The organism is Corynebacterium sanguinis (genome assembly GCF_007641235.1).
Taxonomy (GTDB): Bacteria; Actinomycetota; Actinomycetes; order Mycobacteriales; family Mycobacteriaceae; genus Corynebacterium; species Corynebacterium sanguinis.
Map to the genome: position 1 here is coordinate 1,880,163 of NZ_CP038157.1, position 25,101 is coordinate 1,905,263.

The following is a 25,101-nucleotide window of genomic DNA, read 5'->3' on the forward strand; positions in this document are numbered from 1 at the left end:
CGAAACTACTTCAAATTCTGTGCCATGGAGTCGAGCAGCTCCTGCCAGGCGTCGACGAACTTCTCCACGCCCTCGCGCTCGAGCACGGCGACGACGTCGTCCAAGTCGATGCCCACGGCCTCGAGCTTGTCAAAGGTCGCCTGCGCCTCGGCGGCGGTTCCGGTCAGCGTGTCGCCGCGCACCTCGCCCTGCTCGAGCATCGCGTCGAGCGTCGCCTCGGGCATGGTGTTGACGGTGTCGGGGCCCGCGAGCTCCGTGACGTACATGGTGGCGGGGTAGTCCGGGTTCTTCACGCCGGTCGACGCCCACAGTGGGCGCTGCTTGTTTGTGCCCGCGGGGAACTGGCTGGAGTCGGAGAACTCGTCGAGGAAGAGCTGGTAGGCCAGGCGCGCGTTGGCAATGCCGGCCTTGCCCCGCAGCTCGAGCGCCTCGGGCGTGCCGATCGTCTCAAGCCGGTTGTCCACCTCGGTGTCCATGCGGGAGACGAAGAACGACGCCACGGAGTGGATTGTCGACACGTCGTGCCCGTTCGCCTCGGCCTGGCGCACGCCCTCGCGGAAGGCGTCGATAACCTGGCGGTAACGCTCGACGGAGAAGATCAGGGTGACGTTGACGGAGATGCCGGCGGCCAGGGTCGCTGTAACGGCGGGCAGGGACTCGTCGGTGGCGGGGATCTTGATCATCACGTTCGGGCGGTCGACCAGCTGCGCCAGCTCGGCCGCCTGCGCCACGGTGCGCTCCTCGTCGGCGGCGTAGCGCGGATCGACCTCGATGGACACGCGCCCGTCCTTGCCGTCGGTCGCCTCGAAGACGTCGGCGAAGAGGTCGCAGGCATCCTGGACGTCCTTGACGCTCATTGCGTACACAGCCGCATCGACCTCGCTGCCGGCCGCCTTCAGGTCGGCGAGCTGAATGTCGTAGGCGTTGCCACCGCTCATGGCCTTAGCGAAAATCGCCGGGTTGGTGGTGACGCCCTTGATGCTTTTCGACGCCTTAATCTCGTCCAGGTTTCCAGTGGTGATGCGATCCCGCGAGAGGTCGTCGAGCCAGGTGGAGGTTCCGATCTCGTACAGCTTGTCAATCGAGGTCATGGGGGTTTTAAGTCCTTTGCGTGTGTGGTTAAGGGTTAGGCGGTGGCGCTGGCGATGGAGTCGCGGGCGGCGTTGACGACGGCGTCGGCGGTGAAGCCGAAGCGCTCGAAGAGCTCGGGGCCCGGCGCGGAGGCGCCGAAGTGCTCGAGCGAGACGTTGCGCCCGTGGTCGCCGGTGAAGCGGTGCCACGGCATGGCAACACCCGCCTCGACGGAGACGCGGGCCTTGACGTCGTGAGGCAGCACGGCGGCGATGTAGTCGTCGTCCTGCTCGAGGAACCACTCCATCGACGGCATGGAGACGACGCGCGCGGCGACGCCGGAGCCCTCGAGCTCGCGAGCAGCGGCGACAGCGAGCTGCACCTCGGAGCCGGTGGCCATGAGGATCACGTCCGGGGTCGGCTTGGAGCCCTCAACCAGCACGTAGGCGCCGCGGGCAACGCCTTCGAACGCCTTTTCCTTCGTGCCCTCGAGCACGGGCAGGTTCTGGCGCGACAGGGCGAGCGCCTTGGGCTGCTCCTTGCCCTCGAGCGCGGCCTTCCACGCAGCGGAGGTCTCGTTCGCGTCCGCGGGGCGGATCACGGCGAGGTCCGGGATGGCGCGCAGCGCCGCGAGGGTTTCCACCGGCTGGTGGGTGGGGCCGTCTTCGCCGAGGCCGACGGAGTCGTGGGTGAACACGTAGTAGCCGTCGATGCCGGACAGGGCGGCGACGCGGATCGCGGGGTAGAGGTACTCCGAGAAGATGAGGAAGGTGCCGCCGTAGACGCGGGTGCCGCCGTGGAGCGCGATGCCGTTCATGATCGCGCCCATTGCGTGCTCGCGGATGCCGAAGTGCAGGTTGCGGCCGTACGGCTCGGCGGTGAACATGTCGGTGGTGATCTCTGCGGGGCCGAAGGAGGCTGCGCCCTTTATCAGGGTGTTGTTGGACCCGGCCAGGTCGGCGGAGCCACCCCACAGCTCCGGCAGTGCGGCGGCGGCCGCCTGGATCACGGCCTCGGAGGCCTTGCGGGTGGCCAGGCCCTTCTCGTCGGCGTCCCAGGTTGGCAGCTCCGCGTCCCAGCCCTCGGGCAGGCGGCGCGCGGTGAGGCGCTCGAGCAGGGCCGCGTTGTCAGGGTTGTTCTCGGCCCAGGCGTTGAACTTCTCTTCCCACGCGGCGCGCTTCTCGCTGGCGCGTGCCGTCAGCTTGCGGGTGTGGGTGATCACGGCCTCTTCCTCGGGGAAGGTCACCTCGGGGTCGAAGCCCAGGGCCTCCTTGACCAGCTTGACCTCCTCGGCGCCAAGCGCCGCGCCGTGCACCGCGCCGGTGTTCTGCAGGTTCGGGGCGGGGTAGCCGATGACGGTCTTGACGCGGATCAGCGTCGGGCGGGCGGTCTCGGCCTGCGCCTGCGCCACGGCGGACTCGATCGCGACGACGTCCTCGCCGGAATCCACGGTCAGCGTCTGCCAGCCGTAGGCCTCGAAGCGCTTCATCACGTCCTCGGTGAACGCGATCTGCGTGTCGTCCTCGATGGAGATGCGGTTGTCGTCCCAAAAGACGATGAGGTTGCCCAGCTGCTGGGTGCCCGCCAGCGACGAGGCCTCGGAGGTCACGCCCTCCTGCAGGCAGCCGTCGCCAGCGATGGCGTAGATGTAGTGGTCAAACGGCGACTCGCCGGCGGGAGCGTCTGGGTCGTAGAGGCCGCGCTCGCGTCGCGACGCCATCGCCATGCCGACTGCGGAGGCGAGGCCCTGGCCGAGCGGGCCGGTGGTGATCTCGACGTGCTTGGTGTGGTTGTACTCCGGGTGGCCCGGGGTCTTCGAGCCCCACGTGCGCAGCTGCTTCAGGTCCTCAAGCTCGAGCCCAAGCCCGCCGAGGTAGAGCTGGATGTACTGGGTCAGCGACGAGTGGCCGTTGGACAGCACGAAGCGGTCGCGGCCCACCCAGTGCGGGTCCTGCGGGTCGATGTTCATGACGCGCTGGTAGAGCGTGTACGCCAGGGGAGCGAGCGACATCGCGGTGCCCGGGTGGCCCGAGCCGCAGTTCTCGACAGCGTCCGCCGCAAGCACGCGTACAGTGTCCACGGCCCGCGTATCCGTTTGCGTCCAATCGTCCGGGTAGTTGCGGACGGTCATCGCGTGCAATTCGGGGGGCAGGGTCGACTGGGTCACGTTGTTCCTCGCTTGTGTCGTTCGTGAGTGGTTTTGCTAGTGATCTTCGCCGCCTAGCCTATCGGTTGGCAGTGGAGCGTGTCTGGATTACCCGTTACTGCGCCGTGGCGGTAGCATCATCCGAAGGTATGACGCCCGCGCGGTTTCGGGCGGGGGCGGAACTTTTCGCCGTCGCGGTGCGACTACTGTGATGTTGGCCCTCCCGTACCGGGCGGCCGTTTCTGCTGGAGGAGTTGTTTACTTGGAGACCATCAAGGCTTACTTTGCGCTTACGAAGCCGAGGGTCATTGAGCTCCTCCTCGTCGCTGCGATCCCCGCCATGCTCCAGGCCAACCGCGGTAGCGTGGATCTGTGGCTCATCCTGGGCACGCTGCTCGGCGGGTGGATGGGTGCGGCGGCCGCGAACACCTTCAACATGGTCGCCGACTACGACATTGACCAGAAGATGGGCCGTACCCGGGCGCGCCCGCTGGTGAGAGCCACCGTGACCAAGCGCAAGGCCGCGATCTACGCCTGGGTGCTGCTCGCCCTGTCCGTTCTGTGGCTCGGGTTCGTCTGCAACTCCTGGCTCGCGGCGTTTTTCATCCTGCTGACCAACTGGTTCTACATCTTCGTCTACACCAAGTGGCTGAAGCGTCGCACGTGGCAGAACGTCATCTGGGGCGGCGCCGCCGGTTGCATGCCGGTCCTCGTCGGTTGGGCCGCGGTGCGCGACAACGTCAACGATGGCTCGCCGGATCGCTGGTGGCAGGCCGTGGTGCTGTTCATGATCATCTTCTTCTGGACACCACCGCACACCTGGGCGCTGGCCATGAAGTACAAGGACGACTACGCCAAGGCGAAGGTGCCCATGCTGCCGGTCGTGGCCACCCCGCAGGAGACGACGCGCCAGATCGTTTTCTACTCCTGGCTGACCGTGGCGACCTCGCTGTTGCTGGTCCCGGCCGCCTCGTGGATCTACCTCATTGTCGCGGTGACCTCGGGCGCCGGATTCCTGGTCATGGCGACCAAGCTGCACAACGGCGTCGTGCGCGGCGAGGACGTCAAGCCGCTGAAGCTGTTCATCCTGTCGAACAACTACCTCGCGGTGCTCTTCCTCGCCCTGTCAGTCGACGCGGTGCTGGGCTGGCAAACCGTCGCGGAGTACTTCCTCTAAGCGTCCTCAGCAACCTTGAGCACGACCGAGCCCGAGGTACAGCGGGCCTGGAGTTCCTCGTGCGCGCGGCGGGCGTCGCTAAGCGGAAAAGGCTCGTGGATGCGAAACGTTAGGGTTCCCTCCTCGACCGCGCGGACGACCGCTTGGGCGCGCATGCGGTACTCGTCGTCAGTGGCGACGTAGGCGGCCAGCGACGGGCGGGTGAGAAACAGCGAGCCGTGCTTGTTCAGCTCCTGGATCACGAACGGCTCGACGTCGCCCGAGGCGGAGCCGAAGGAGCAGACGAGCCCGCGCGGGCGGCAGACGTCGAGGGCCTGGGCGAAGGTGTCCTTGCCCACGCCGTCGTAGATCACGTCCACGCCCTTTCCGCCGTTGGCTTCCTTGACGTCCTCGGCGAAAGTATCGTAGCGAAACACCTGCGTTGCGCCCGCGTCGTAGGCGAGCTTCTCCTTCTCCTCGGTCGAGGTCACGGAGTAGACCACCGCGCCGGCGGCGGCAGCCAGTTGAGTCAGCACGAGCCCGACCCCGCCGGAGCCAGCGGTAATCACCATCGTGTCGCCCGGCTTCGTCTCGCGGGTGCCGTGCAGAAGGTAGTGCGCCGTCATGCCTTGGAGCAGCATCGACGCCGCGACCGCGGGATCGATGCTTTGCGGCACCGCGACGAGGCGGTTGCGGGGAACGCACACCTTCTCGGCGTACGAGCCGGGGGCGCTGTGCCAGGCGACCAGCGTGCCCTCGGCGATTTCACCGGCGGGGTCGGCAATGATGCGGCCGCACCCCTCGGTGCCGGGGATGTAGGGCAGTTCCTGGTCGTAGGTGCCAGAGCGGAAGTAGGTGTCGATGTAGTTGACACCCGCGTAGAGCACCTCGACGAGAACGTGCGCCTCGGTCGGCTCCGGGTCGGGGCGGTCCGTGTAGGTGAGAACCTCGGGCCCGCCGTGCTGGGTAACGTAGATCGCCTTCATGGCCCCCACGTTACCGGAGCCCCGTTTAGGCCATCCGGCGTTTGCCGTGCGCCCAGAGGAAGGCGCTAAAGGCGACGATCACCGAGGACATGGCGATGTGCAACGGCACAGTCCAGCGCGGAACGCCGAGGTAGAACTGGGTTACGCCCACGGCCCACTGGACGACGATCATGGCGACGAGCACCAAGGCGGTGTTGAACGCGTCCTTCGGCGCCTGCGAACGGCGCAGCAGGTAAACGCCGACGAGCGTGGAAATGAGGTAGATGTACATGCACGCGGCGTGGACGTAGGCGAGGATCTCGGTGTCGAGTGCCAAACGGCCCTCCATGCCGACCCCGCTGTCGCCCGAGTGCGGGCCCGAGCCGGTGACCATCGTGCCGGTCACCAGCACGAAGCTCATCGCGACAGCCGCGACGACCACGGCCGTGCGGGCGCTACCGTCGTAGCGCGTGACGACGGGCGCGTCATCCGGCTCACTGATGCGCATGTAGAGCACGGCTGCGATCCAGACCAGCACCATCGAGGGCAGGAAGTGCACGGCCACCGCCCACCAGTGCAGGTTGACCAGCACGGAGATCCCGCCGAGTAGCGCCTGCAGCGCCACGCCGGCGATGGAGAGCAAGCCCAGTAGCTTGACGTGCCAGCGGCGCTGCGCCCTGTACACCGCCACCGTCACGGCGACCGCAGCCGCCGCGACGACGAAGGCCAGCATGCGGTTGCCGAACTCGATGGCCTGGTGGATCGCGGGCGCGGCGCCCGGCACGGGCACGAGCGAGCCTTCGTGGCACAGCGGCCAGGTGTTGCAGCCGAGGCCCGAGCCCGTGACGCGCACGAGCGAGCCGGTCACCGTGATGCCGCCCTGGCACAGGAGCAGGATCATCGCGAGGACGCGCTGCAGCTTCAGGGATGGGCCCACGGTCGTCTTAACAGGGGTGTTCACGTCAACACCGGTACCTTCCACGTATCAAACTTAAGATTGATTCTTAGCTTAACCCACGCCTCGGCCGTTCTAGCCATCGAAGCGGAACCAGCGGGCGGCGGCGGTGACGGCGACAGCCACCCACACCGTTAGCGCGATCCACGCCCCGGAGTCCACGCTCAGGTGCAGCGCCTGCGTCAGCGCACCCGCCAGGGCGACGGTGGGCACCAGGTTGTACCAGCCGGCCTCGACCAGGTTGCCAGAGTAAGTGACCCACCCCAAGATACCGACCAAAATCAGCCACAGCAGGTTGGCCAGGGCGAGGACGAGCTCGGAATTCATGGTGCCACCGAGCAGCAACCCCAGGGCGGTGAAACACGCCACGCCGAGCAGCAGCGTCACCCCGCAGAACAGGGCGCCGCCGACGGGGACGCGCCAACCCAAGGCGACGGCGATCGCGCCGAGGACGACGATCTGGACTGCCACCATCGCCAGCACGCCGAGAATCTTGCCCGCGATGATCGTCCATGCCGGCACCCCGGAGGCGCCGGTGCGCTTGAGCGCGCCGTAGCGGCGGTCGAACGCCAGCGCGATCGCCTGGCCGGTAAAGCCCGCGCTGCTCGCCGCCACGGCAAACACCACCGGCACGAGGTGGTCGAGGCGCGCGGGCGAGTCAGCCCCGGGGATCGGCAGCTTCGCGGCGGCGACGAGGATCACAGCGGGGATGATCAGGTTGAGCAGCAGCTGCTCACCGTGGCGCAGCATGAGCAACGCCTCGATGCGCCCCTGCGCCAGCGCCATCCGGGTTACGGAAGCGCGGCGGGGGCGCGGGGTAAACGTGCCTTCGGCAAGTTCTAGAGCCATGCTGATCCTTTCCTAGCTGCGCAGCTCGCGGCCGGTAATGTCGAGGAAAACGTCCTCGAGCGTGCGGTGCGCGACGCTGAACTCGCGCAGCAAAACGCCCTGGGCGTAGGCTTCGCGCGCGAGCGTGGCGACGACCTCCGGAGTCGCTCCGCCTGAGATCTGGTAGCGCAGCGGCCGGGTGGCTTGGACGGTCAGGGAGTGCGCGGACAGGGCGTCGTTAAGCGGCGCGATGGCGAGCTCGCGGTCGGTGCTGAGCGTGATCAGCGGGAAGGAGTCGTGGCTGGTCAGCTCGGCGGTGGTGCCTTGGGCGACGACGGCGCCGCGGTCGATGATGACGACCTTGTCGGCGAGCGCTTCGGCCTCGTCCATGAGGTGGGTGGTTAGGATCACGGTGACCCCGTCGCGCTTCATCGCGGAGATGATGTCCCACACCGCGAGGCGCGATTGGGCGTCCATCCCGGCGGTCGGCTCGTCGAGGAAGATCAGCTCAGGGCGCCCGATCATCGCCAGCGCCAGAGACAGTCGCTGCTGCTGGCCGCCCGAGAGGCGCCGGTAGGTGGTCTTTTCCACCCCGCGCAGGCCAAGCAGGTCGATTAGCCAGTCCGGATCGAGGGGGTCTTCGTTGTAGCGGGCGGTGAGCTCGAGCATTTCGCGGACGCGGATGCCGGAGTAGGAGCCGCCACCTTGCAGCATGATGCCGATGCGCGAGCGCACCTTCTCGGGCTCGGCGGACGGGTCGAGACCCAGTAAAGAGATTCTGCCGCTGGTGGGTTTGGTAAAGCCCTCGCACATCTCGACGGTGGTGGTTTTGCCCGCACCGTTGGGGCCGAGGAGTGCAAGGATCTCACCGCGGGCGGCGGTGAAAGAGAGGCCGTCTACGGCCACGATGTCGCGGTATGTCTTGGAAACGTTGTCCAGGACAAGTGCATCACTCATGGCTGGCTAGTTTAGACTCCTGCGACCGAATCGCCGGTACCACCACCAGCCGACAGCGCAGATCACAGCGAAGCCGGTGGCGGCGATTGTGTAGATGGTGATCACCGCTCCCGGGTTCAGCGCCAGGCCGCGCGGCAGCACGAGGAAGCTGAACACCGCGCTGTAGATGACCACCGCGGCGCGGAAGAACAGACGGTTGGCCCACGCCGCCAGCGGCAGGATGGCCCACAGCGGGTACCAGGGGTGGACGACGGGGAAGAGGATCACCAGCACGAGCGTGGCCACGCCCAGGCCCCCGACCGGGTGGATCGTGCCGCGGTAGGTCGCCCACAGCATGCGGATCATGAACGCGGCGGCGACTATTAGGCCCGCCCCGCGCGTGATCGCCAGCATGGCCTCGATGTGGTCGCCGAGGCCCAGCAGCATTCCGATGTTGCCCGCGATGACCCCGACATCGGTGGTAACCGAGAGCCAGCTGCGTATCGACGCCGCCCCTCCCTGGCCCGTCACCCAGCCGAAACCGATGCCGGTCAGCAGCGAGAAAACCACCGTGGTGGCGACCATGAGCGCGGCCTGCGTGGCGGCGGCGAGGGCGATCGACGCCACCCCGGGCAGCCGCGACGACCACGCCCGCGCCAGCGCCATGCCGATGAATCCGAGGGCGATAAAGCCCGTGACCTTGACCAGCCCCGCGCAGGTGACGAGGGCCCCGCTTGCCACAAGCAGGCCCGCGGCGGCGGCGTTGCGCGGGCCGAGGGCGTCGATCCCGCGCAGGCCCAACTCCATCCCGACAAGCAGGAAGCCAAGCAGGATGGCCTCGTTATGGATGCCGCCGACCAGGTGCAGGATGGTCAGCGGGTTGAGCACACCCAGCCACAGCGCCGCGGCGGGGGAGACGCGGCAGCGGCGTGCAAGCGCCACCACGCCCCACGCGGCGGCGCCGATCCCCACCAGCGACACCAGGCGGTGGCCGATAACACCGAGCACGATGGAATCGTGCGTCAGCCACGACACTGCCGCGGAGATGCCCAGCGCCACGGGCCCGTAAGGGCTCGGCGACTGCGCCCAGATAAACGGCACGGAGCGCGCCAGGTGGTTCTCGGTGCCCAGGATCTCGACAGGGCCCGCGGCGTACGGGTCGAGGCCCTGGCGCACAATCGAGCCCTGCGCCAGGTAGGAGTAGATGTCCTGGGTAAAAAGCGGAGCTGTCAGGATCAGCGGGATGACCCAGGCGACAAAGGTGCGCACGATCACGCCCTTGCCCACCCGAGCGGGGGTGCTGCCCGCGCCGACGAACGGCGCCATGAGCACCCACGCGACTACGAGCAGGCCCACGCCGATGAGGATCAGCGAGGAGGAGGTCTGCAGCATGCGTCCCATCACGGCGCCGCCGGGGAAGAGCACGTACGGGTTGTCCACCACGGGCAGCGCCCCGCCGCCGAGGCCGCCGAGGCCCATGAGGATCGTGCCCACGAGCCCGATGAAGCGCAGCACAGCGAAGCGGTTGAGCTCGGCTACCGACGCTCGGGACGCTTGGGCGGGGCGGGCGTCGCCAAGCGAGCTTTCGTGGAGCTCTGCCGAGCGCGACCCGGGCCGGCCCAGCCTGGGCAAAACCCGCGGAAGGACGTTCACAACCGAGGAGTCTACAAAACGAGGCACCTGCGACGGGGGCTCACATGCGGAATTAATTTGAACACACTAGTGTTGGATAAAGGCGAATGAGAAAACTCGAAGTGGACCCAAGGATCGGAGGTGTGGACATGGCTCGCAATGCGGAACAGACGCGCTCCATCGGCGGGCAAACGCGCCGCGAGGTGATGTCGCTGCTGCTTAAGCACGGCCCCGTCAGCGCCGCCGACCTCGGAGTCCACCTCGGCCTCTCCGCCGCAGGTGTACGACGCCACCTGGACAAACTGGTAGACGACCAGCTCGCAGAGACGTGCGAACCGAACCCGGTAGCGGGGGAGGAGGCCAGCCGCGGCCGGCCGGCGAAACACTACCGCCTGACCGACGAAGGCCGCGAGCACTTCGGCAGCCAGTACGATAGCCTCGCCGCCGACGCGATCGACATCGTGCGACAAATCGGCGGCGATGAGGCTGTCAAGGAGCTGGCGCGCGCGAGGATCGACAAGATCCTCGAGGGCGTCGAATCCGCAGCCGAGTCCGGCGAGGACATCGAGGCGGTCGCCCGCGACCTCGCGGACGCGCTCGACGACAATGGCTACGCCGCGACAGTGACGCGGGCGGGGATGGGTATCCAGATCTGCCAGCACCACTGCCCGGTATCGGCCGTCGCCGCCCGGCACCCGGAAATCTGCGAGGCGGAGCACGAGGCCATCTCGGAGCTCGTCGGAAAGCACGTTCAACCGCTCGCCATGATCGCGGACGGAAACGGAATTTGCACGACCAACATTCCCCTCGTCGCTGTGGGCAAAACCGACGCAGCGCGCGAGACACACACCGAAAGGAGCGGAGATCTTGACTGAGACAACTCCCGCACCCGGCCTGGAAAGGCCGATGAACGACGACGAAATTATTGAGTCCATTGGCGCCTACAACTACGGCTGGCACGACTCTGACGCCGCCGGCGCCGCCGCGCGCCGCGGCCTGAGCCCAGATGTGGTCAAGGACATTTCCCGCATCAAGGAAGAGCCCGAGTGGATGCTTAACCAGCGCCTGAAGGCGCTCGAGGTCTTTGAGAAGAAGCCCATGCCGACCTGGGGCGCTGACCTGAGCGGCATCGACTTCGACAACATCAAGTACTACGTCCGCTCGACCGAGAAGCAGGCCACCTCGTGGGAGGATCTGCCCGAGGACATCAAGAACACCTACGACAAGCTCGGCATCCCCGAGGCGGAGAAGCAGCGCCTGGTCGCGGGCGTGGCAGCGCAGTACGAGTCCGAGGTGGTCTACCACCAGATCCGCGAGGACCTGGAGGAGAAGGGCGTTATCTTCGTCGACACCGACACCGCCCTGCGCGAGCAAGAGGACATTTTCAAGGAGTACTTCGGCTCGGTGATCCCGGCCGGCGACAACAAGTTCTCCGCGCTTAACTCCGCCGTGTGGTCTGGTGGCTCCTTCATCTACGTGCCGCCGGGGGTCCACGTGGACATCCCGCTGCAGGCCTACTTTCGCATTAACACGGAGAACATGGGCCAGTTCGAGCGCACCCTGATCATCGTCGACGAGGACGCCTACGTGCACTACGTCGAGGGCTGCACCGCGCCGATTTACAAGTCCGACTCCCTGCACTCCGCGGTGGTCGAGATCATCGTGAAGAAGGGCGGACGCTGCCGCTACACCACCATCCAGAACTGGTCGAACAACGTCTACAACCTAGTGACCAAGCGCGCCAAGGCCGAAGAGGGCGCGACCATGGAGTGGGTCGACGGCAACATCGGGTCGAAGGTAACCATGAAGTACCCGGCCGTGTGGATGACCGGCCCCTACGCCAAGGGTGAGGTCCTTTCCGTGGCGTTCGCTGGCGAGGGCCAGTTCCAGGACACCGGCGCGAAGATGACGCACATGGCGCCGCACACGTCGTCGTCGATCGTGTCCAAGTCGGTTGCCCGCGGCGGCGGCCGCGCGGCCTACCGCGGCCTGGTGCAGATCAACCAGAACGCCCACCACTCCGCGTCCAACGTCGAGTGCGACGCGCTGCTGGTGGACAATATCTCGCGCTCGGACACCTACCCGTACAACGACATCCGCAACGACCACGTCACCCTCGGCCACGAGGCGAAGGTGTCGAAGGTCAGCGAGGAGCAGCTGTTCTACCTGATGTCGCGCGGCATCGCGGAGGAAGAGGCGATGGCGATGATCGTCCGCGGCTTCGTCGAGCCGATCGCCAAGGAGCTGCCGATGGAGTACGCCCTCGAGCTCAACCGTCTTATCGAACTGCAAATGGAAGGATCGGTGGGTTAACCCATGGCGGATACCGCTGTTAAGAACGCCTCCGGCGTCAACAACAAGGGCGATATGCCCGTCTCCTACAACGTCGACGACTTCGCCGTTCCGGGCGGTCGCGACGAGGATTGGCGCTTCATCTCGCTGCGCCGCCTGCGCGGCCTCCACAACGGCACCTTCGCGCCGCTTACCGACGCCCGCATCAACGTCGAGGGCCCGTCCGAGGTCATCGTGGAGACGGTCTCGCCTGACGACGACCGCCTCAAGGCCGCCGGCGGCCCCGTCGACCGCGTCGCCGCGCAGGCGTGGACGGGGGCGACCTCCGGCACGATCGTGAAGATCCCGGACAACGCCGAGCTCACCGAGCCCGTCACGGTGACCATCACCGGCGCGGGCCTGGACGCCACGACGTTCGCCACCGTTCTCGTTGAGTCCGGTGTCAACTCCGCGGCGACCGTGATCGTGCGCTACACCGGCTCCGGCACCCACGCCGACAACGTCAACTGGTTGATCGGCGACAACTCGCGCGTCTACGCGGTCGTCGACACGGAGTGGGCCGACGACGCCGTTCACCTCGGCGCGCAGTCGATCGTGGTGGGCCGCGACGCGACCCTGCGCCACACCGTTGCCAGCTTCGGCGGCGAGGTCACCCGCGTCACCCCGCGCGTGAAGTTCACCGCCCCGGGTGGCGACGTGGAGCTGACCGGCGTGTACTTCGCCGACGACGGCCAGTACATCGAGAACAGGCTGCTGGTGGACCACAGCGTGCCCAACTGCCGCTCCAACGTGCTCTACAAGGGCGCGCTGCAGGGAGACAAGAACTCGGACAAGCCGGACGCTCGCACCTGCTGGGTGGGCGACGTGCTGATCCGCGCGGAGGCCCAGGGCACCGACACCTACGAGACCAACCGCAACATGGTGCTTACCGACGGCGCCCGCGCCGACGCGATCCCGAACCTGGAGATCGAGACCGGCGAGATCGCCGGCGCAGGCCACGCCGCAACGGTCGGCCGCTTCGACGAGGAGCAGGTGTTCTACCTGCGTGCCCGAGGCATCCCGACGGAAGAGGCGACGCGCCTGATCATCCGCGGCTTCTTCAACGAGGTCCTCAACAAGATCCCGGTGGAGTCCGTCCGCGACGAGCTCATCGCCCGGGTTTCCGGCGAGCTCGAGCACGCAAACCTCTAACCCCTGCCCACCTCAGAAACGGAAAGAACACGTATGTCTACTCTCGAAATCAAGAACCTGCACGCTAACGTCCTGCCGAACGAAGAGGGCCAGGAGCCGACCCCGATTCTCAAGGGCGTCAACTTGACCATCAAGTCCGGCGAGACCCACGCCATCATGGGCCCGAACGGCTCCGGCAAGTCCACCCTGGCCTACACCATCGCCGGCCACCCGAAGTACGAGGTGACCGACGGCGAGGTGCTCCTCGACGGCGAGAACCTGCTGGAGATGGAGGTCGACGAGCGTGCCCGCGCGGGCCTGTTCCTGGCCATGCAGTACCCGGTTGAGGTCCCCGGCGTCTCCTCGTCGAACTTCATGCGCTCCGCCGTGACCGCCGTGCGCGGCGAGGCACCCAAGCTGCGGGAGTGGGTCAGCGAGCTCAACGCAGCGCGCGACTCCCTGCAGATGGACGCATCCTTTTCCGAGCGCTCGGTCAATGAGGGCTTCTCGGGCGGCGAGAAGAAGCGCCACGAGGTCATGCAGCTCGCGCTGATGAAGCCGAAGTTTGCCGTGATGGACGAGACCGACTCCGGCCTCGACGTCGACGCGCTGCGCATCGTCTCCGATGGCATCAACCGCTACCAGGAGGAAACCAACGGTGGCGTGCTCATGATCACCCACTACAAGCGCATCCTGAACTATGTCACCCCGGACTTCGTCCACATCTTCGCCGACGGCAAGATCGTCACCACCGGCGGCGCTGAGCTGGCCGACGTCCTCGAGTCTGAGGGCTACGAGAAGTTTATCTAATGGTCTATACACACCCAGACGGAACGCTCGACGTGGACGCCATCCGCGCCGAGTTTCCGATCCTGTCCCGAACGGTTCGCGGTGGCAAGCCGCTGGTCTACCTCGACTCCGGCGCGACTTCGCAGCGCCCGGAGCGCGTGTGGAACGCTGAGCGGGACTTCGTTCTAAACACCTTCGCGCCGGTCCACCGCGGCTCTTACCAGCTCGCCGAGGAGGCGACCGACGCCTATGAGTCCGCGCGCGAGAAGATCGCCGCGTTCGTGGGCGCGCAGGGCCACGAGATCGCGTTTACCAAGAACGCGACCGAGGCGCTCAACGCCGTCGCCTTCGTGCTTGGCGACGACCGCGCCGGCAGCCTCCGCGTCGGCGAGGGCGACACCATCGTGGTCACCGAGCTCGAGCACCACGCCAACCTCGTGCCCTGGCAGGAGCTGGCGCGGCGCACGGGCGCAACCCTGAAGTGGTACGCGATGACCCCGGACGGCCGCATCGACCTCGACTCGCTCGAGCTCGATGAGAGCGTGAAGGTGGTGGCGTTTACGCACCAGTCGAACGTGACCGGTGCGCACGCCGATGTGCCGGAGATGGTGCGCCGCGCCAAGGCGGTCGGCGCGCTGACCGTGCTGGACGCGTGCCAGTCGGTTCCGCACATGCCGGTGGACTTCCACGAGCTGGGCGTGGATTTCGCCGGGTTCTCCGGCCACAAGATGTGCGGCCCCTCGGGCGTCGGCGTGCTGTACGGCAGGGGCGACCTGCTGGACAAGCTCCCGCCGTTTCTCACCGGTGGCTCGATGATCGAGGTGGTGAAGATGGAGGGCTCCACCTACGCGCCGGCGCCGCAGCGCTTCGAGGCGGGCACCCAGATGACCAGCCAGGTCGTGGGTCTCGGCGCGGCCGTCGACTTCCTCACCGAGGTGGGCATGGAGGCCGTGGCGCGCCACGAGCACGAGCTGACCGCCTACGCGCTGGAAAAGATGCAGGGCAACGAGGGCCTGGCCATCGCCGGCCCGCTTACCGCCGAGAAGCGCGGCGGCGCCATCGCTTTTACGGTCGACGGCGTTCACCCGCACGACCTCGGCCAGGTGCTCGACTCCGAGGGCGTCGCGATTCGCACCGGGCACCACTGCGCGTGGCCGGCGCACCGCGGCCTTGAGGTGCAGGCGACCTCGCGGGCGAGCTTCTACCTGTACAACACGTTGGACGAGGTCGACGCGCTCGTCGCGGCCATCGGCAAGGCGAAGGAGTTCTTCGGCGCATGAACCTAGAAGCGATGTACCAAGAGGTCATCCTCGACCACTACAAGAACCCGCAGCACGCCGGGTTGCGCGACCCGTTCGACGCCGAGGTGCACCACGTCAACCCATCGTGCGGCGACGAGATCACCCTGCGCGTTTCGCTTTCCGACGACAACGCCACCGTGGCCGATGTCTCGTACGACGCGACGGGGTGTTCGATCTCGCAGGCGTCGACAAGCGTGATGGCGGAAGAGATCATCGGCCTGAGCCTCGGCGAGGCGCTGGCGAAGCTGGCGGCCTTCGAGGAGATGGTTACCTCGCGCGGGACGGTTGAGGGCGACCCCGAGGTGATCGGCGACGGCGTCGCGTTCGGCGGCGTCGCAAAGTTCCCCGCCCGAGTCAAGTGCGCGCTGCTGGGGTGGAAGGCCTTCCAGGCCGCCACCGCGGACGCGCTCGAAAATGAAGGAGACAACAATGGCTGAATCCAACTTTGAGGGCGCGGGGCAGCGCCCGCCGCAGACCGAGGAGCAGATCAAGCTCGCCGGCGAGGCGGCCGAGTACATGCACGATGTGATCGACCCGGAGCTGGGCATCAACGTCGTCGACCTCGGTCTGGTCTACGACCTGTGGATCGAGGAGGAGGATGACGCCACCAAGGCGATCATCAACATGACGCTCACCTCGCCCGCCTGCCCGCTGACCGACGTCATCGAGGACCAGACCACCACCGCGATCACGGCGAACACCGACGTCGACGAGGTCGTGATCAACTGGGTGTGGATGCCGCCGTGGGGCCCGCAGATGATCACCGAGGAGGGCCGCGAGCAGCTGCGCGCGCTCGGGTTCGCGGTCTAGGCCTCGCATCCGGGCCGCGGGGTATCTCCCCGCCGCTACCGCTCTTTCATCCAGCTAACGAGGTAGATGAACCACGGAGCGCCCACGAAGGTGATGGACGCGGTCTTTGCCCAAAAAGGCGCTTTGTGGACATCGAATACATAGAAAGCCGCTGCCCACAGGATCGCAACTAGGAACAGAAAGACCAGCGAGATTCCTAAACCTTGAATAGTTGCATCGTCCCGCTCCTAACAATTGACCAAACCGGACGCTAGTCCCGTTGCGCCACCCTCGATCGCGATCTTGGCAACTCATCCCACTGTGCCGTACGTAGAGAAGCCATGGTAGGTGGCTCGAACGTGCACTGTGTGTTCGTCCCCTCCGCTCCTAGTGACCGAGTGAGGCAAGAACCAAGTGGTTGCAGCGCAACTTAAAAACTATCCTTCTACCGACATAACTGTCTATGTACTTTCGTCTACTCTTTGTCCGCGGTTTTTAAACCAATCGGTTACAGCCACCAATCGTTTTTGCATCGCAGCCAGCACGGTCACTGTGTTCGGGCACCTGGTTGGTACAGTAGTTCCCCGTGATTGTTACCCAAGACCTCGAAGTTCGCGTCGGCGCGCGCACCCTGCTCAGTGCCCCCGGCCAGCATCTGCGGGTCCAGCCGGGTGACCGCATCGGCCTGGTCGGGCGCAACGGCGCCGGCAAGACCACGACGATGCGCATTCTGTCGGGGGAGACCGAGCCGTACGGCGGTTCGGTGATCCGCTCCGGCGACATCGGTTACCTCCCGCAGGACTCCAAGGAGGGTGATATCGACCAGACGGCGCGCGACAGGGTGCTCTCGGCGCGCGGGCTCGACGAGATCCGCCGCGGGATGGACAAGCAGCAGGAGCTGATGGAACGCCTCGAGGGGACGCAGCGCGACAAGGCCATCGCCAAATACTCGCGCCTGGAGGAGCGATTCCAGGCGCTCGGCGGCTACGAGGCCGACGCGGAGGCGGCGCAGATCTGCGACAACCTAGGCCTGCCGGCGCGCATCCTCGACCAGCCGTTAAAAACCCTGTCGGGCGGGCAGCGCCGCCGCGTCGAGCTCGCCCAAATCCTGTTCGCCGCCAACAATGGCTCGGGTAAGTCGACCACGACGCTGCTTCTCGACGAGCCCACCAACCACCTCGACGCCGACTCCATTAGCTGGCTGCGCGGCTTTTTGTCCAAGCACGAGGGCGGGCTGATCATGATCTCGCACGACGTCGACCTGCTTGACGACGTCTGCAACAAGGTGTGGTTCCTCGACGCGGTGCGCGCCGAGGCCGACGTCTACAACATGAGCTTTTCCAAGTACAAGGACGCGCGGGCCCTTGACGAGGCGCGGCGGCGCCGCGAGCGCGCGAACGCCGAAAAGAAGGCCTCGGCGCTGCAGAAGCAGGCCGCGAAGCTGGGGGCGAAGGCCACGAAGGCGTCGGCCGCGAAGCAGATGCTGGCGCGCGCGGAACGGATGATGGGCTCGCTTGACGACGTCCGCGTCGCCGACAAGGTCGCCGCCATCAGCTTTCCGGAGCCCGCGCCGTGCGGCAAGACTCCGCTGTACGGCAAGGGCCTAACCAAGATGTACGGCTCGCTCGAGGTGTTCGCCGGGGTGGACCTGGCGATCGATAAGGGCTCGCGCGTGGTGGTGCTGGGCACCAACGGCGCGGGTAAGACGACTCTGCTCAAGTTGCTCGCTGGGGTGGAGCGCACGGACGGCGAGGGCGGTCTGGTGTCGGGCCACGGGCTGAAGATCGGCTACTTCGCGCAGGAGCACGACACGATCGACGGCGAGCGCTCGGTGTGGGAGAACACGATCGCGGCCTGCCCTGACGCGGGCCAGCAGGACCTTCGCGGCCTGCTCGGTGCGTTCATGTTCTCCGGCGACAAGCTCGACCAGCCGGCCGGGACGCTCTCGGGCGGCGAGAAGACCCGCCTCGCGCTGGCGACGCTCGTCTCCTCGCGCGCGAACGTGCTGCTTCTCGACGAGCCCACCAACAACCTCGACCCCCAGTCGCGCGAGCAGGTGCTGGACGCGCTGAAAACCTACACTGGCGCGGTGGTGCTGGTCACCCACGACCCGGGCGCGGTGCGGGCGCTGGAGCCGGAGCGGGTCATCATCATGCCCGAAGGTGACGAGGATTTATGGAATGACGAATACATGGAGATTGTTGAACTGGCCTGATACCGTTGCGCCATGTTCTTCGGAAATGATTCCCGACAGGCCATCGACCGCCTCACCGTGCGCGTAGCCGAGCTCGAACGCAGCGTCGCCGCCCTATCCAAGCAGGCGGGGATCGCGACACCCGAGCGCAAACCCCTCGCATCCGGTGAGGTTCGCCGGCTGCTGGCGGAGGGCAAAACAATCGCCGCCATCAAACAGCTGCGCATTGAGACAGGTCTCGGACTGGCTGAGGCGAAGCGGGTTATCGACCGCATCCAGGCCGGCGAGGACCTCTAGCAGCGTCTAGTTCCGGCGATAGCGGCGCGCGAAATTTTCCATCACGCGGTTATTCGAGCTGAAATCCGCGGCGTAGGCAGTAGTCAGGATCGAATCCAACTCGGTGGGATCGAAGTAGGCGCGGTCCGCATACACCCTCAGCCTGAGTTCGAGTGCCTCAGCCGTAAGCTCCGGATGAAACTGTGTGGCGTAGATGTTGCTTTTCACCCGGAACATCTGGATTGGGCAGTGTTGCCCCGTCACCAGCACAGTCGCTCCCTCCGGCAGTGTTTCAACCGCCTCCTTATGGCCGACGATGCTGGTGAATGTGCCCGGCACACCATCGAGAATCGGGTCAATTGCCCCCGCCTCGTTCAATAAGAGCTCGACTGTACCCGCATCCTCGGCAAACCTGTTACCGAGTCGGGCTCCGATGGCTGTGCCGATCGCTCCGATGCCGTAGCAGGCACCCATGAGTGGAAAGTCACGGGCAACAGCCGCTGCGACAAGTGTGCCGATTTCACGCTCGACCCGTAGCTGCAGTTGGGACTTGCTCAAGTCGGTGTTGTTGAATGGGCTTCCGCCGAGGATGATGCCCGAGTAGTCCTCGAAGCGAACCTCACCCAGCGGCGCAGCCTCAACACGGCGTTGCTCGATGGCCGCTGCGGGAAGGCCCATTGCAGTGGCAAAGCTGTTCAGCTCCTCGGCAGCCGTTTCATCCTCCGGCCGGGTGCTCAGGAGCAGAAATGGTCGCTGGGTCATGCTGAAGAATTTACAGCAGGCGCTGACCTTTGGCGGAACCGCTGTAGAAACGTACTCGAGTCACTGCGACAGGAACACTGCGTTGCCAGAAGAAAGTGTCCTTTGACGCCTGGATTGGAACGGTCAGCGAAAGTTCCGTGTCTGTGCCAGATGGTCCGCCGACGACGAGTTCAGCGCCCTCTACCGTGATCTCGGAGGCGAACGTTCGCCGTAACCGTGCTTGCTCTACACAGTGCATGGGTAGAGCGTGTCAAGTTGTTTGTGTGTGGGGCGTGATTATTAGAGGTAGGGCTCGAAGCGGTCAGGGTAAGCCACAGACATCTGGTTGATGGCCTGCTTCCAGTTCGTCACCCGCCTGCCCTCGATCAGCCGGCCGCTGGTCGCCGCGACCCGTTTGCCCTGCTTAGCACGCTTGGCGGCCCGTTTGTCCTCAATGTTGCAGATCATCAACCACACGGTTTTGATCGCAGACTCATCGTTGGTGAACTGCACCCGATTCCGGGTGGCTTTACGCAGCTCGTTGTTCATCGACTCAATCGAGTTCGTGGTGTAGATCACCTTCCTAGCCATCGGTGGGAACTCAAGGAACGGGATGAACCGGTCCCACGCATCGCGCCACACCTTGACTGACTGCGGATACTTTTCCCCCAGCTCGGAGGCCTCGAACTCCGTCAACGCCGCCAGAGCGGTTTGCTCGGTGGGGGCGGTGTAGATCTTCTTCAACTCGGCGGACACCGCCTTACGATCTCCATAGGCCACCCACCGGTTTGCTGCCCTGATCAGGTGGACGACACAGGTCTGGACCATCGAATCCGGCCAGGTGGCTTCCACAGCCTCCGGCAGACCCTTGAGCCCGTCACAGCACACGATGAACACATCGTGCACTCCGCGGGTAGCGAGGTTGGCACACACCTGCGCCCAGAACGAGGCTCCTTCCTCTTTAGCCAGCCAGATACCCAGGATGTGTTTGATCCCCTCCATGTCCACCCCGATAGCCAGGTACGCGGATTTGTTGACCACCCGGCCCCCGTCACGGACTTTGATCCGTAACGCATCGAGGAAGACCACGGGGTAGAACTCATCAAGTTGGCGGTTCTGCCAGATCATGACCTCCTCGAGGACCGCATCGGTGATCGCGGAGATTGTTTCATGGGAGATGTCCACGCCCATGGCGGTGGCCATGTGGTGCTGGATGTCTCGGACGGTCATGCCACCGGCATAGAGACTGATGATCATGTCGTCGACGTCGGTCAGCCGGCGGGATCCTTTGGGCACCATTGTCGGCAGGAAGGATCCGTCACGGTCCCGGGGAACAGCGACATCGACCGGTCCGTAGTTCGAATCGACCCGCTTGGGGTAGGAACCGTTACGGGAATTGTTCTGACCAGCGGCTTCCTTGCTGTTCCGGTCGCCGTGCTGGTAGCCGAGGTGGGCATCCATCTCGGCGTTGAGGCCCCGGTTGATCGAGGCCTGGAGCAGGCCCCGGACGAGATCGTTGGCATCCGTGGTGGAGGTGCCGAGCTCGTCGATCAGCTTCGCCATCTCAGGATTGGCGAGGAGCTTTTCCTCGATCGCTTTGATCTTTGCGGAGTCCTCTGGGTTTCGTCGTGCCACGGTAGTCATTCTGGTTCATCTCCTTGGTGTGAGGGGAATCCCTCACACACAAACCATCTGACACCCTCCATGGGTATCGTCGCGAAAATGTGGCGACCCCTGCGCAAGACGACTTCATCGTCCGTTACGTAACTCGGATAGACCCGCTCGGAGGCCAGCGCAGCCCACATAAAAGCAAGTCCCCACAGTGAGATAACGAGCGCGAGTAGGCGAATCGTTCCTACGGGCAGTAACAGGTGTACGCAGACCATCTCTACAGACATGACAGCGCTCAGCATGCCAACCATCTGTACTCTTCCTGCGGGATAGGGCAGAAGCCTTGCCCCGGTAGGAACATCAACACGTCCACGAAACCATTTCCAGGTATCCCGGTAAAGCTCTAGTTCGTGACGGAAGAGCCGATAACCCGGATGCTTCGATAGGTATGCGACGACCGAGCTCACCTCACTCCCCCAATCAGAGCTGCCAGTGCGAGGGATTGCGCTCCTGTCAGGTCAACGTCGTCGGGGGCGAGCGCCATATTGCCTGAATTCAGAGTGTCCACGATGCCGTTGAGGAGTGATGAGGGTAATTGTCGCCTGAGCTCAGCGATCAGAGTCTCCATTTCCTCATGGGTGGGATTAGTTTCTCCCAGCTTCCGCCAGAGTTCGACGCAGCGGTGAGTGGCCGTGACACACGTCGCGTCGCGGATGTTGCGTCGCAATTGTTCCCACGTTGCCTCTGTAGCAACGCCGGCGAGTGCCATGAGATCCAGCGAATCGAGCTCCTGTCCAAGCAAAGCCCCATCCTCAATAATGTTGCGGAGGTCTCGACGGATATCAGCAGGCACTCCGACATCTGTCTGGGACAAAGCAATCAACCGATCCCGCTGCGATAAGAGTGTCGCGATGCGTTCCTCGATCAAATTCAGCGCCCGCCCGACGGCACCCGGTTGCTTTATCTGGTTTACCGGAACCCCGGCATCCACCAAAGCGCGAGCACGCAGAATGGCTGCCACATCCGAGAGGGAGTAGTCCCTGTAGTTCGCACCCGTACGCTTCGGCTCATCCACAGCACCCGTTGTGTGCAGGTAGCGAATCGCCCGCACCGAGCACCCGGCTGCGTGGGCGACATCCGATATCCTCATGCCCCTAGTGTCCACTATGACACCGTGTCAGGGTCAACTCCTAGTTTCGGAAACCGTGCACGGGCGCTGGAATGAAGCCGCCGCGCCGGATAAATGCCTCGTTGCCGACGCTGCTCACTGGAATCACCGGGGCGTAGCCCAGCAGACCACCGAAGTTCACTTCATCGCCGGGAACCGTTCCCGGGACGGGGATAAGACGTGCAGCGGTCGTCTTATGGTTCATCACACCGATTGCGGCTTCATCTGCGATCATTCCCGCAATAAGTTCGGCGGATGTGTCACCGGGGATGGCAACCATGTCGAAACCGACCGAGCAGATCGACGTCATCGCCTCGAGCTTGTCCATCGAGATGGAGCCCGCCCGCACCGCGTCGATCATGCCCTGATCCTCCGAGACAGGGACGAAAGATCCGGAGAGACCGCCGACGCGCGAGCAGGCCATCATTCCACCTTTCTTCACGGCGTCGTTCAGCAGCGCGAGCGCAGCGGTCGTTCCGTGGGTTCCAACCTGGTCCAAACCCATCCGCTCGAGGATGTGGGCGACGGAATCGCCAATCTCTGCGGTGGGGGCGAGGGAGAGGTCCACGATGCCGAAGGGCACACCCAGACGTTTCGAGGCCAATGTTCCCACCAGCTGTCCGGCGCGCGTGATCTTGAACGCCGCCTTCTTGATTTCCTCGGCCACCTCGTTGAGACTGGCACCCTCAAGTGAGCCGATCGCATGGTCGACGACACCGGGCCCGGAAACACCCACCGATACCACCGTGTCCGGCTCCTCGATACCGTGGAAGGCCCCCGCCATGAAGGGGTTGTCTCCCACCGCGTTGGCGAAGACGACGAGCTTGGCACAGGCAATGGAGGATTCCTCGGCCGTTAGTTCCGCAGCCTGTTTGACCACCTGACCCATCTGGGCCACAGCGTCCATGTTGATGCCCGCGCGCGAGGTGGCCACGTTGACCGATCCACACACATTGCTCGTCGTAGCTAAGGCCTCCGGTATCGAGGCGATAAGGCGGCGATCGGATTCCGTCATGCCTTTCTCCACGAGGGAGGAGTAGCCTCCGACGAAGTTCACGCCCAGTGCGGCGGCGGCGCGGTCAAGTGAGGCGGCGATGTCGGCGGGATTGCCATCGAGCTCCGCTGCCACGAGCGAGATGGGGGAGACCGAGATGCGCTTGTTTACGATCGGTATACCCAGTTCACGCTCGATGCCCTCGCACACCTCAACCAGGCGTGCCGCGCGCTCGGTGACACGGTCGTAGACTGCCTCGGCGGTAGCGGACATCGTCGCGCGTGCACACCCGATCAGGGAGATCCCCATGGTCACGGTGCGGATGTAGAGTCGGTAATCCTCGATCATCGCAATCACGTCGAGGATGCGGCGGGCCTTGAAGTCAATGTCTGATGCCACGGCGCTACACCTCGTTCATTGCGGTGAATAGTTCCTCTGACTGAATGCGCACCACGACACCGAGTCGCTCGCCGTTGGCGGAAAGGTGCGCCTGGAGATCCCCCATGTCAATCTCGCCCTCGGGCAGTGCAACCCGCATGATCATGGTGAAGAAGTCATCCATCAGGGTCTGGGAGACGTCGACGATGTTCAGGCCCCGTTCCGCGGCGGCGTTGGCGACACCGGCGATGATTCCGACCCGGTCCCGTCCGGTCGTGGTGATGATTGCGTGCATGTATGTGAGTGTAGAACCCCACCCCGACACGCCACCGAGCTACCCGGTATGAGAGCAGAATTCAACGAATCGCCGGAGTATCTCGTTTGACCACGTAGCATCCACGCTGGGCAATGCGGCGACAATGGTGTCGTACTCCGTTAGCGGGAAGTAGCCGTAGTCGTAGAAGAAGTCCATCCGCGTGCGCATCGCTGCAGCGTCCATCTCCGCGTGGAATTGCGTGGCCCAGACGCGATCGCCGTAGCGAACCATCTGCACCGGGCAGGTCGGGCCGCCAGCGAGTACCTCGAGTGAGTCCGGCAGGATCTCCGGGTTCTCCGTGTGCCCGGTCAACACCGTGAAAGTATCGGGGAAGTCTTCAAGGAGCGGGTCCGTGCTGGCTGGAGCGGCAAGCGTGACGACGCTCGGCCCCGAGACTTCCGGTGCGGAATGACCGACCGTACCGCCGAGTTCGGCGACGAGCCAGCTAATGCCGAAGCAGACAAAGAAAACGGGAAGGCCGCAGTGGAGGATCCCCGACAGCTCACGGTGGACGTGTTCTTGCCACACGTCGTATTCAGGCGCGGTGACATTGAGTGAGCTGCCACCCACAACCACTCCGTCAACAGCGTCGAGAGAACCGATCGGGGTGTTGGCATCACTGATCACCCGCATCTCCAGGTCCCGTTCGCGAAGTCCGGTTGCCTTGAGGACGTCGTTAAATTCGGCGCGCGCGACCTGGGGGCCGAGCTCACCGGTGCGCAAGGAAACAAGGAGAATGCGTGCCATGGGCGACATCCTATACCGCTCTGTCTACTCCCGGTGCGCCGGGGTCCGTACCGACTGTTCCACCAGATCGAGAATTGCTTCCAGCCGGTCGGCGGGAACGCCTGCGGCCAACTTGATGATCAGCCCCTCGAAAACGGTGGTGAGGTATTCCTGAATCACGTCGGGAGAGACGTCGTCACGCATGAGCGCGTTGTCCTCCAGGCGTTGACGCAGAGCATCGTCGAGCACAACCTGATGGGTTCGCCACCGTATCTCGAAATCTAGGGTCAGTACGCAACCTGCGCACGATTTCGGAACGTGTGATGAACCAGTCGTTGGAGTCCGGGTTGCGCACGATTCTGCGCATCACCTCAATCAAGCCGTGCTGTGCGACAACCTCCGCTTGGCGGGCTGCATCCTCGGCGGCGATGGCGAGGAACAGCTCCTCCTTGTCCCTGAAGTGGTGGAAGATCGCACCCCGGGTCTTGCCGGTCGCTTTCTCGAGCCGTGACACCGTGGCCCCCTCGTAGCCGTAGCGTGCGAAACACAACCGAGCGGACTCAATGATTTCCTGGCGACGACGCGACAATTCGTTGTCGCTGATAATCGGCATGCGTGCTCCGTTCACATATCGGCATGAGGGGAGAAGAAAGGAGGCCACCCGCCC

The 25,101-nt window shown here is 64.9% G+C and carries 23 protein-coding genes and 1 pseudogene; 10 read left to right on the top strand and 14 right to left on the bottom strand.

Going from position 1 to position 25,101, the window contains the following annotated elements; genetic code table 11:
• Positions 1 to 5: 5 nt before the first annotated feature.
• Both tal and tkt read right to left on the bottom strand, forming a co-directional pair.
• On the bottom strand, positions 6 to 1,091 hold the full coding sequence (gene tal, locus E3227_RS09100) for a transaldolase (protein ID WP_136651239.1): 1,086 nt from the start codon (positions 1,089 to 1,091) through the stop codon (positions 6 to 8).
• 35 nt (positions 1,092 to 1,126) lie between these two features.
• Positions 1,127 to 3,202, bottom strand: a complete 2,076-nt coding sequence (gene tkt / locus E3227_RS09105) for a transketolase (RefSeq protein ID WP_144318642.1) — start codon at positions 3,200 to 3,202, stop codon at positions 1,127 to 1,129.
• A 277-nt stretch (positions 3,203 to 3,479) separates the two neighbouring features.
• Between tkt and E3227_RS09110 the strand changes: the two genes are divergently transcribed.
• The gene (locus E3227_RS09110; protein WP_136651240.1) at positions 3,480 to 4,394 is read left to right on the top strand and encodes a heme o synthase; all 915 of its coding nucleotides are present in this window, start codon (positions 3,480 to 3,482) and stop codon (positions 4,392 to 4,394) included.
• Here E3227_RS09110 and E3227_RS09115 read toward each other — a convergent pair.
• From E3227_RS09115 to mptB, 5 genes are all read right to left on the bottom strand, one after another.
• Positions 4,391 to 5,359: a quinone oxidoreductase family protein gene (locus E3227_RS09115; RefSeq protein WP_144318238.1), complete on the bottom strand. Its 969-nt coding sequence runs from the start codon at positions 5,357 to 5,359 to the stop codon at positions 4,391 to 4,393. The two genes, E3227_RS09110 and E3227_RS09115, sit on opposite strands and share 4 nt — an antisense overlap.
• A 25-nt stretch (positions 5,360 to 5,384) precedes the next feature.
• Complete coding sequence (locus E3227_RS09120; protein ID WP_246062941.1) at positions 5,385 to 6,239, bottom strand: COX15/CtaA family protein; 855 nt, start codon at positions 6,237 to 6,239, stop codon at positions 5,385 to 5,387.
• Between the two features lie 129 nt (positions 6,240 to 6,368).
• Positions 6,369 to 7,142: an ABC transporter permease gene (locus E3227_RS09125; RefSeq protein ID WP_144318240.1), complete on the bottom strand. Its 774-nt coding sequence runs from the start codon at positions 7,140 to 7,142 to the stop codon at positions 6,369 to 6,371.
• Between the two features lie 12 nt (positions 7,143 to 7,154).
• The gene (locus E3227_RS09130) at positions 7,155 to 8,078 is read right to left on the bottom strand and encodes an ABC transporter ATP-binding protein (protein ID WP_144318241.1); all 924 of its coding nucleotides are present in this window, start codon (positions 8,076 to 8,078) and stop codon (positions 7,155 to 7,157) included.
• Positions 8,079 to 8,084: 6 nt separating this feature from the next.
• On the bottom strand, positions 8,085 to 9,710 hold the full coding sequence (mptB, locus tag E3227_RS09135) for a polyprenol phosphomannose-dependent alpha 1,6 mannosyltransferase MptB (protein ID WP_144318242.1): 1,626 nt from the start codon (positions 9,708 to 9,710) through the stop codon (positions 8,085 to 8,087).
• Positions 9,711 to 9,838: 128 nt separating this feature from the next.
• On the opposite strand from mptB, the gene E3227_RS09140 reads away from it, so the two are divergent.
• The 9 genes from E3227_RS09140 (at position 9,839) to E3227_RS09180 (ending at position 18,521) form a co-directional block, all read left to right on the top strand.
• On the top strand, positions 9,839 to 10,564 hold the full coding sequence (locus tag E3227_RS09140) for a helix-turn-helix transcriptional regulator (protein WP_144318243.1): 726 nt from the start codon (positions 9,839 to 9,841) through the stop codon (positions 10,562 to 10,564).
• Between the two features lie 31 nt (positions 10,565 to 10,595).
• Positions 10,596 to 12,002, top strand: coding sequence for a Fe-S cluster assembly protein SufB (gene sufB / locus E3227_RS09145; protein WP_144318643.1), 1,407 nt, complete (start codon positions 10,596 to 10,598; stop codon positions 12,000 to 12,002).
• A 3-nt stretch (positions 12,003 to 12,005) separates the two neighbouring features.
• Positions 12,006 to 13,172, top strand: a complete 1,167-nt coding sequence (gene sufD / locus E3227_RS09150; RefSeq protein ID WP_136651247.1) for a Fe-S cluster assembly protein SufD — start codon at positions 12,006 to 12,008, stop codon at positions 13,170 to 13,172.
• 33 nt (positions 13,173 to 13,205) lie between these two features.
• Positions 13,206 to 13,961, top strand: a complete 756-nt coding sequence (sufC, locus tag E3227_RS09155) for a Fe-S cluster assembly ATPase SufC (protein ID WP_144318244.1) — start codon at positions 13,206 to 13,208, stop codon at positions 13,959 to 13,961.
• Entirely contained in the window at positions 13,961 to 15,220 is a 1,260-nt protein-coding gene (locus E3227_RS09160; RefSeq protein WP_144318245.1) for a cysteine desulfurase, read from the top strand. Before sufC ends, E3227_RS09160 begins: the two co-directional genes overlap by 1 nt.
• A complete protein-coding gene (gene sufU, locus E3227_RS09165; protein WP_136651250.1) occupies positions 15,217 to 15,678 on the top strand; it encodes a Fe-S cluster assembly sulfur transfer protein SufU in 462 nt (153 codons plus the stop codon). The genes E3227_RS09160 and sufU overlap by 4 nt, the downstream gene beginning before the upstream one ends.
• Positions 15,671 to 16,051: a metal-sulfur cluster assembly factor gene (locus E3227_RS09170; protein ID WP_136651251.1), complete on the top strand. Its 381-nt coding sequence runs from the start codon at positions 15,671 to 15,673 to the stop codon at positions 16,049 to 16,051. Before sufU ends, E3227_RS09170 begins: the two co-directional genes overlap by 8 nt.
• Positions 16,052 to 16,616: 565 nt before the next feature.
• The gene (locus E3227_RS09175; RefSeq protein WP_136651252.1) at positions 16,617 to 18,245 is read left to right on the top strand and encodes an ABC-F family ATP-binding cassette domain-containing protein; all 1,629 of its coding nucleotides are present in this window, start codon (positions 16,617 to 16,619) and stop codon (positions 18,243 to 18,245) included.
• Positions 18,246 to 18,257: 12 nt separating this feature from the next.
• Positions 18,258 to 18,521, top strand: coding sequence for a hypothetical protein (locus E3227_RS09180; RefSeq protein ID WP_136651253.1), 264 nt, complete (start codon positions 18,258 to 18,260; stop codon positions 18,519 to 18,521).
• Between the two features lie 6 nt (positions 18,522 to 18,527).
• Here the strand turns inward: E3227_RS09180 and E3227_RS09185 are convergent, their stop codons facing one another.
• From E3227_RS09185 to E3227_RS09215, 7 genes and pseudogenes are all read right to left on the bottom strand, one after another.
• Positions 18,528 to 19,262, bottom strand: coding sequence for a glutamine amidotransferase (locus E3227_RS09185; protein WP_144318246.1), 735 nt, complete (start codon positions 19,260 to 19,262; stop codon positions 18,528 to 18,530).
• A gap of 279 nt (positions 19,263 to 19,541) precedes the next feature.
• Positions 19,542 to 20,885, bottom strand: a complete 1,344-nt coding sequence (locus E3227_RS09190) for an IS256 family transposase (protein WP_144317347.1) — start codon at positions 20,883 to 20,885, stop codon at positions 19,542 to 19,544.
• A 430-nt stretch (positions 20,886 to 21,315) separates the two neighbouring features.
• A complete protein-coding gene (locus tag E3227_RS09195; protein WP_144318247.1) occupies positions 21,316 to 22,002 on the bottom strand; it encodes a MerR family transcriptional regulator in 687 nt (228 codons plus the stop codon).
• Positions 22,003 to 22,042: 40 nt separating this feature from the next.
• Positions 22,043 to 23,362, bottom strand: coding sequence for a PFL family protein (locus E3227_RS09200; RefSeq protein ID WP_246062943.1), 1,320 nt, complete (start codon positions 23,360 to 23,362; stop codon positions 22,043 to 22,045).
• Positions 23,363 to 23,417: 55 nt separating this feature from the next.
• The gene (locus E3227_RS09205; protein WP_144318249.1) at positions 23,418 to 23,687 is read right to left on the bottom strand and encodes an ACT domain-containing protein; all 270 of its coding nucleotides are present in this window, start codon (positions 23,685 to 23,687) and stop codon (positions 23,418 to 23,420) included.
• 39 nt (positions 23,688 to 23,726) lie between these two features.
• The gene (locus E3227_RS09210) at positions 23,727 to 24,455 is read right to left on the bottom strand and encodes a glutamine amidotransferase-related protein (RefSeq protein WP_144318250.1); all 729 of its coding nucleotides are present in this window, start codon (positions 24,453 to 24,455) and stop codon (positions 23,727 to 23,729) included.
• 24 nt (positions 24,456 to 24,479) lie between these two features.
• A pseudogene (locus E3227_RS09215) lies at positions 24,480 to 25,047 on the bottom strand (TetR/AcrR family transcriptional regulator).
• Positions 25,048 to 25,101: the final 54 nt, after the last annotated feature.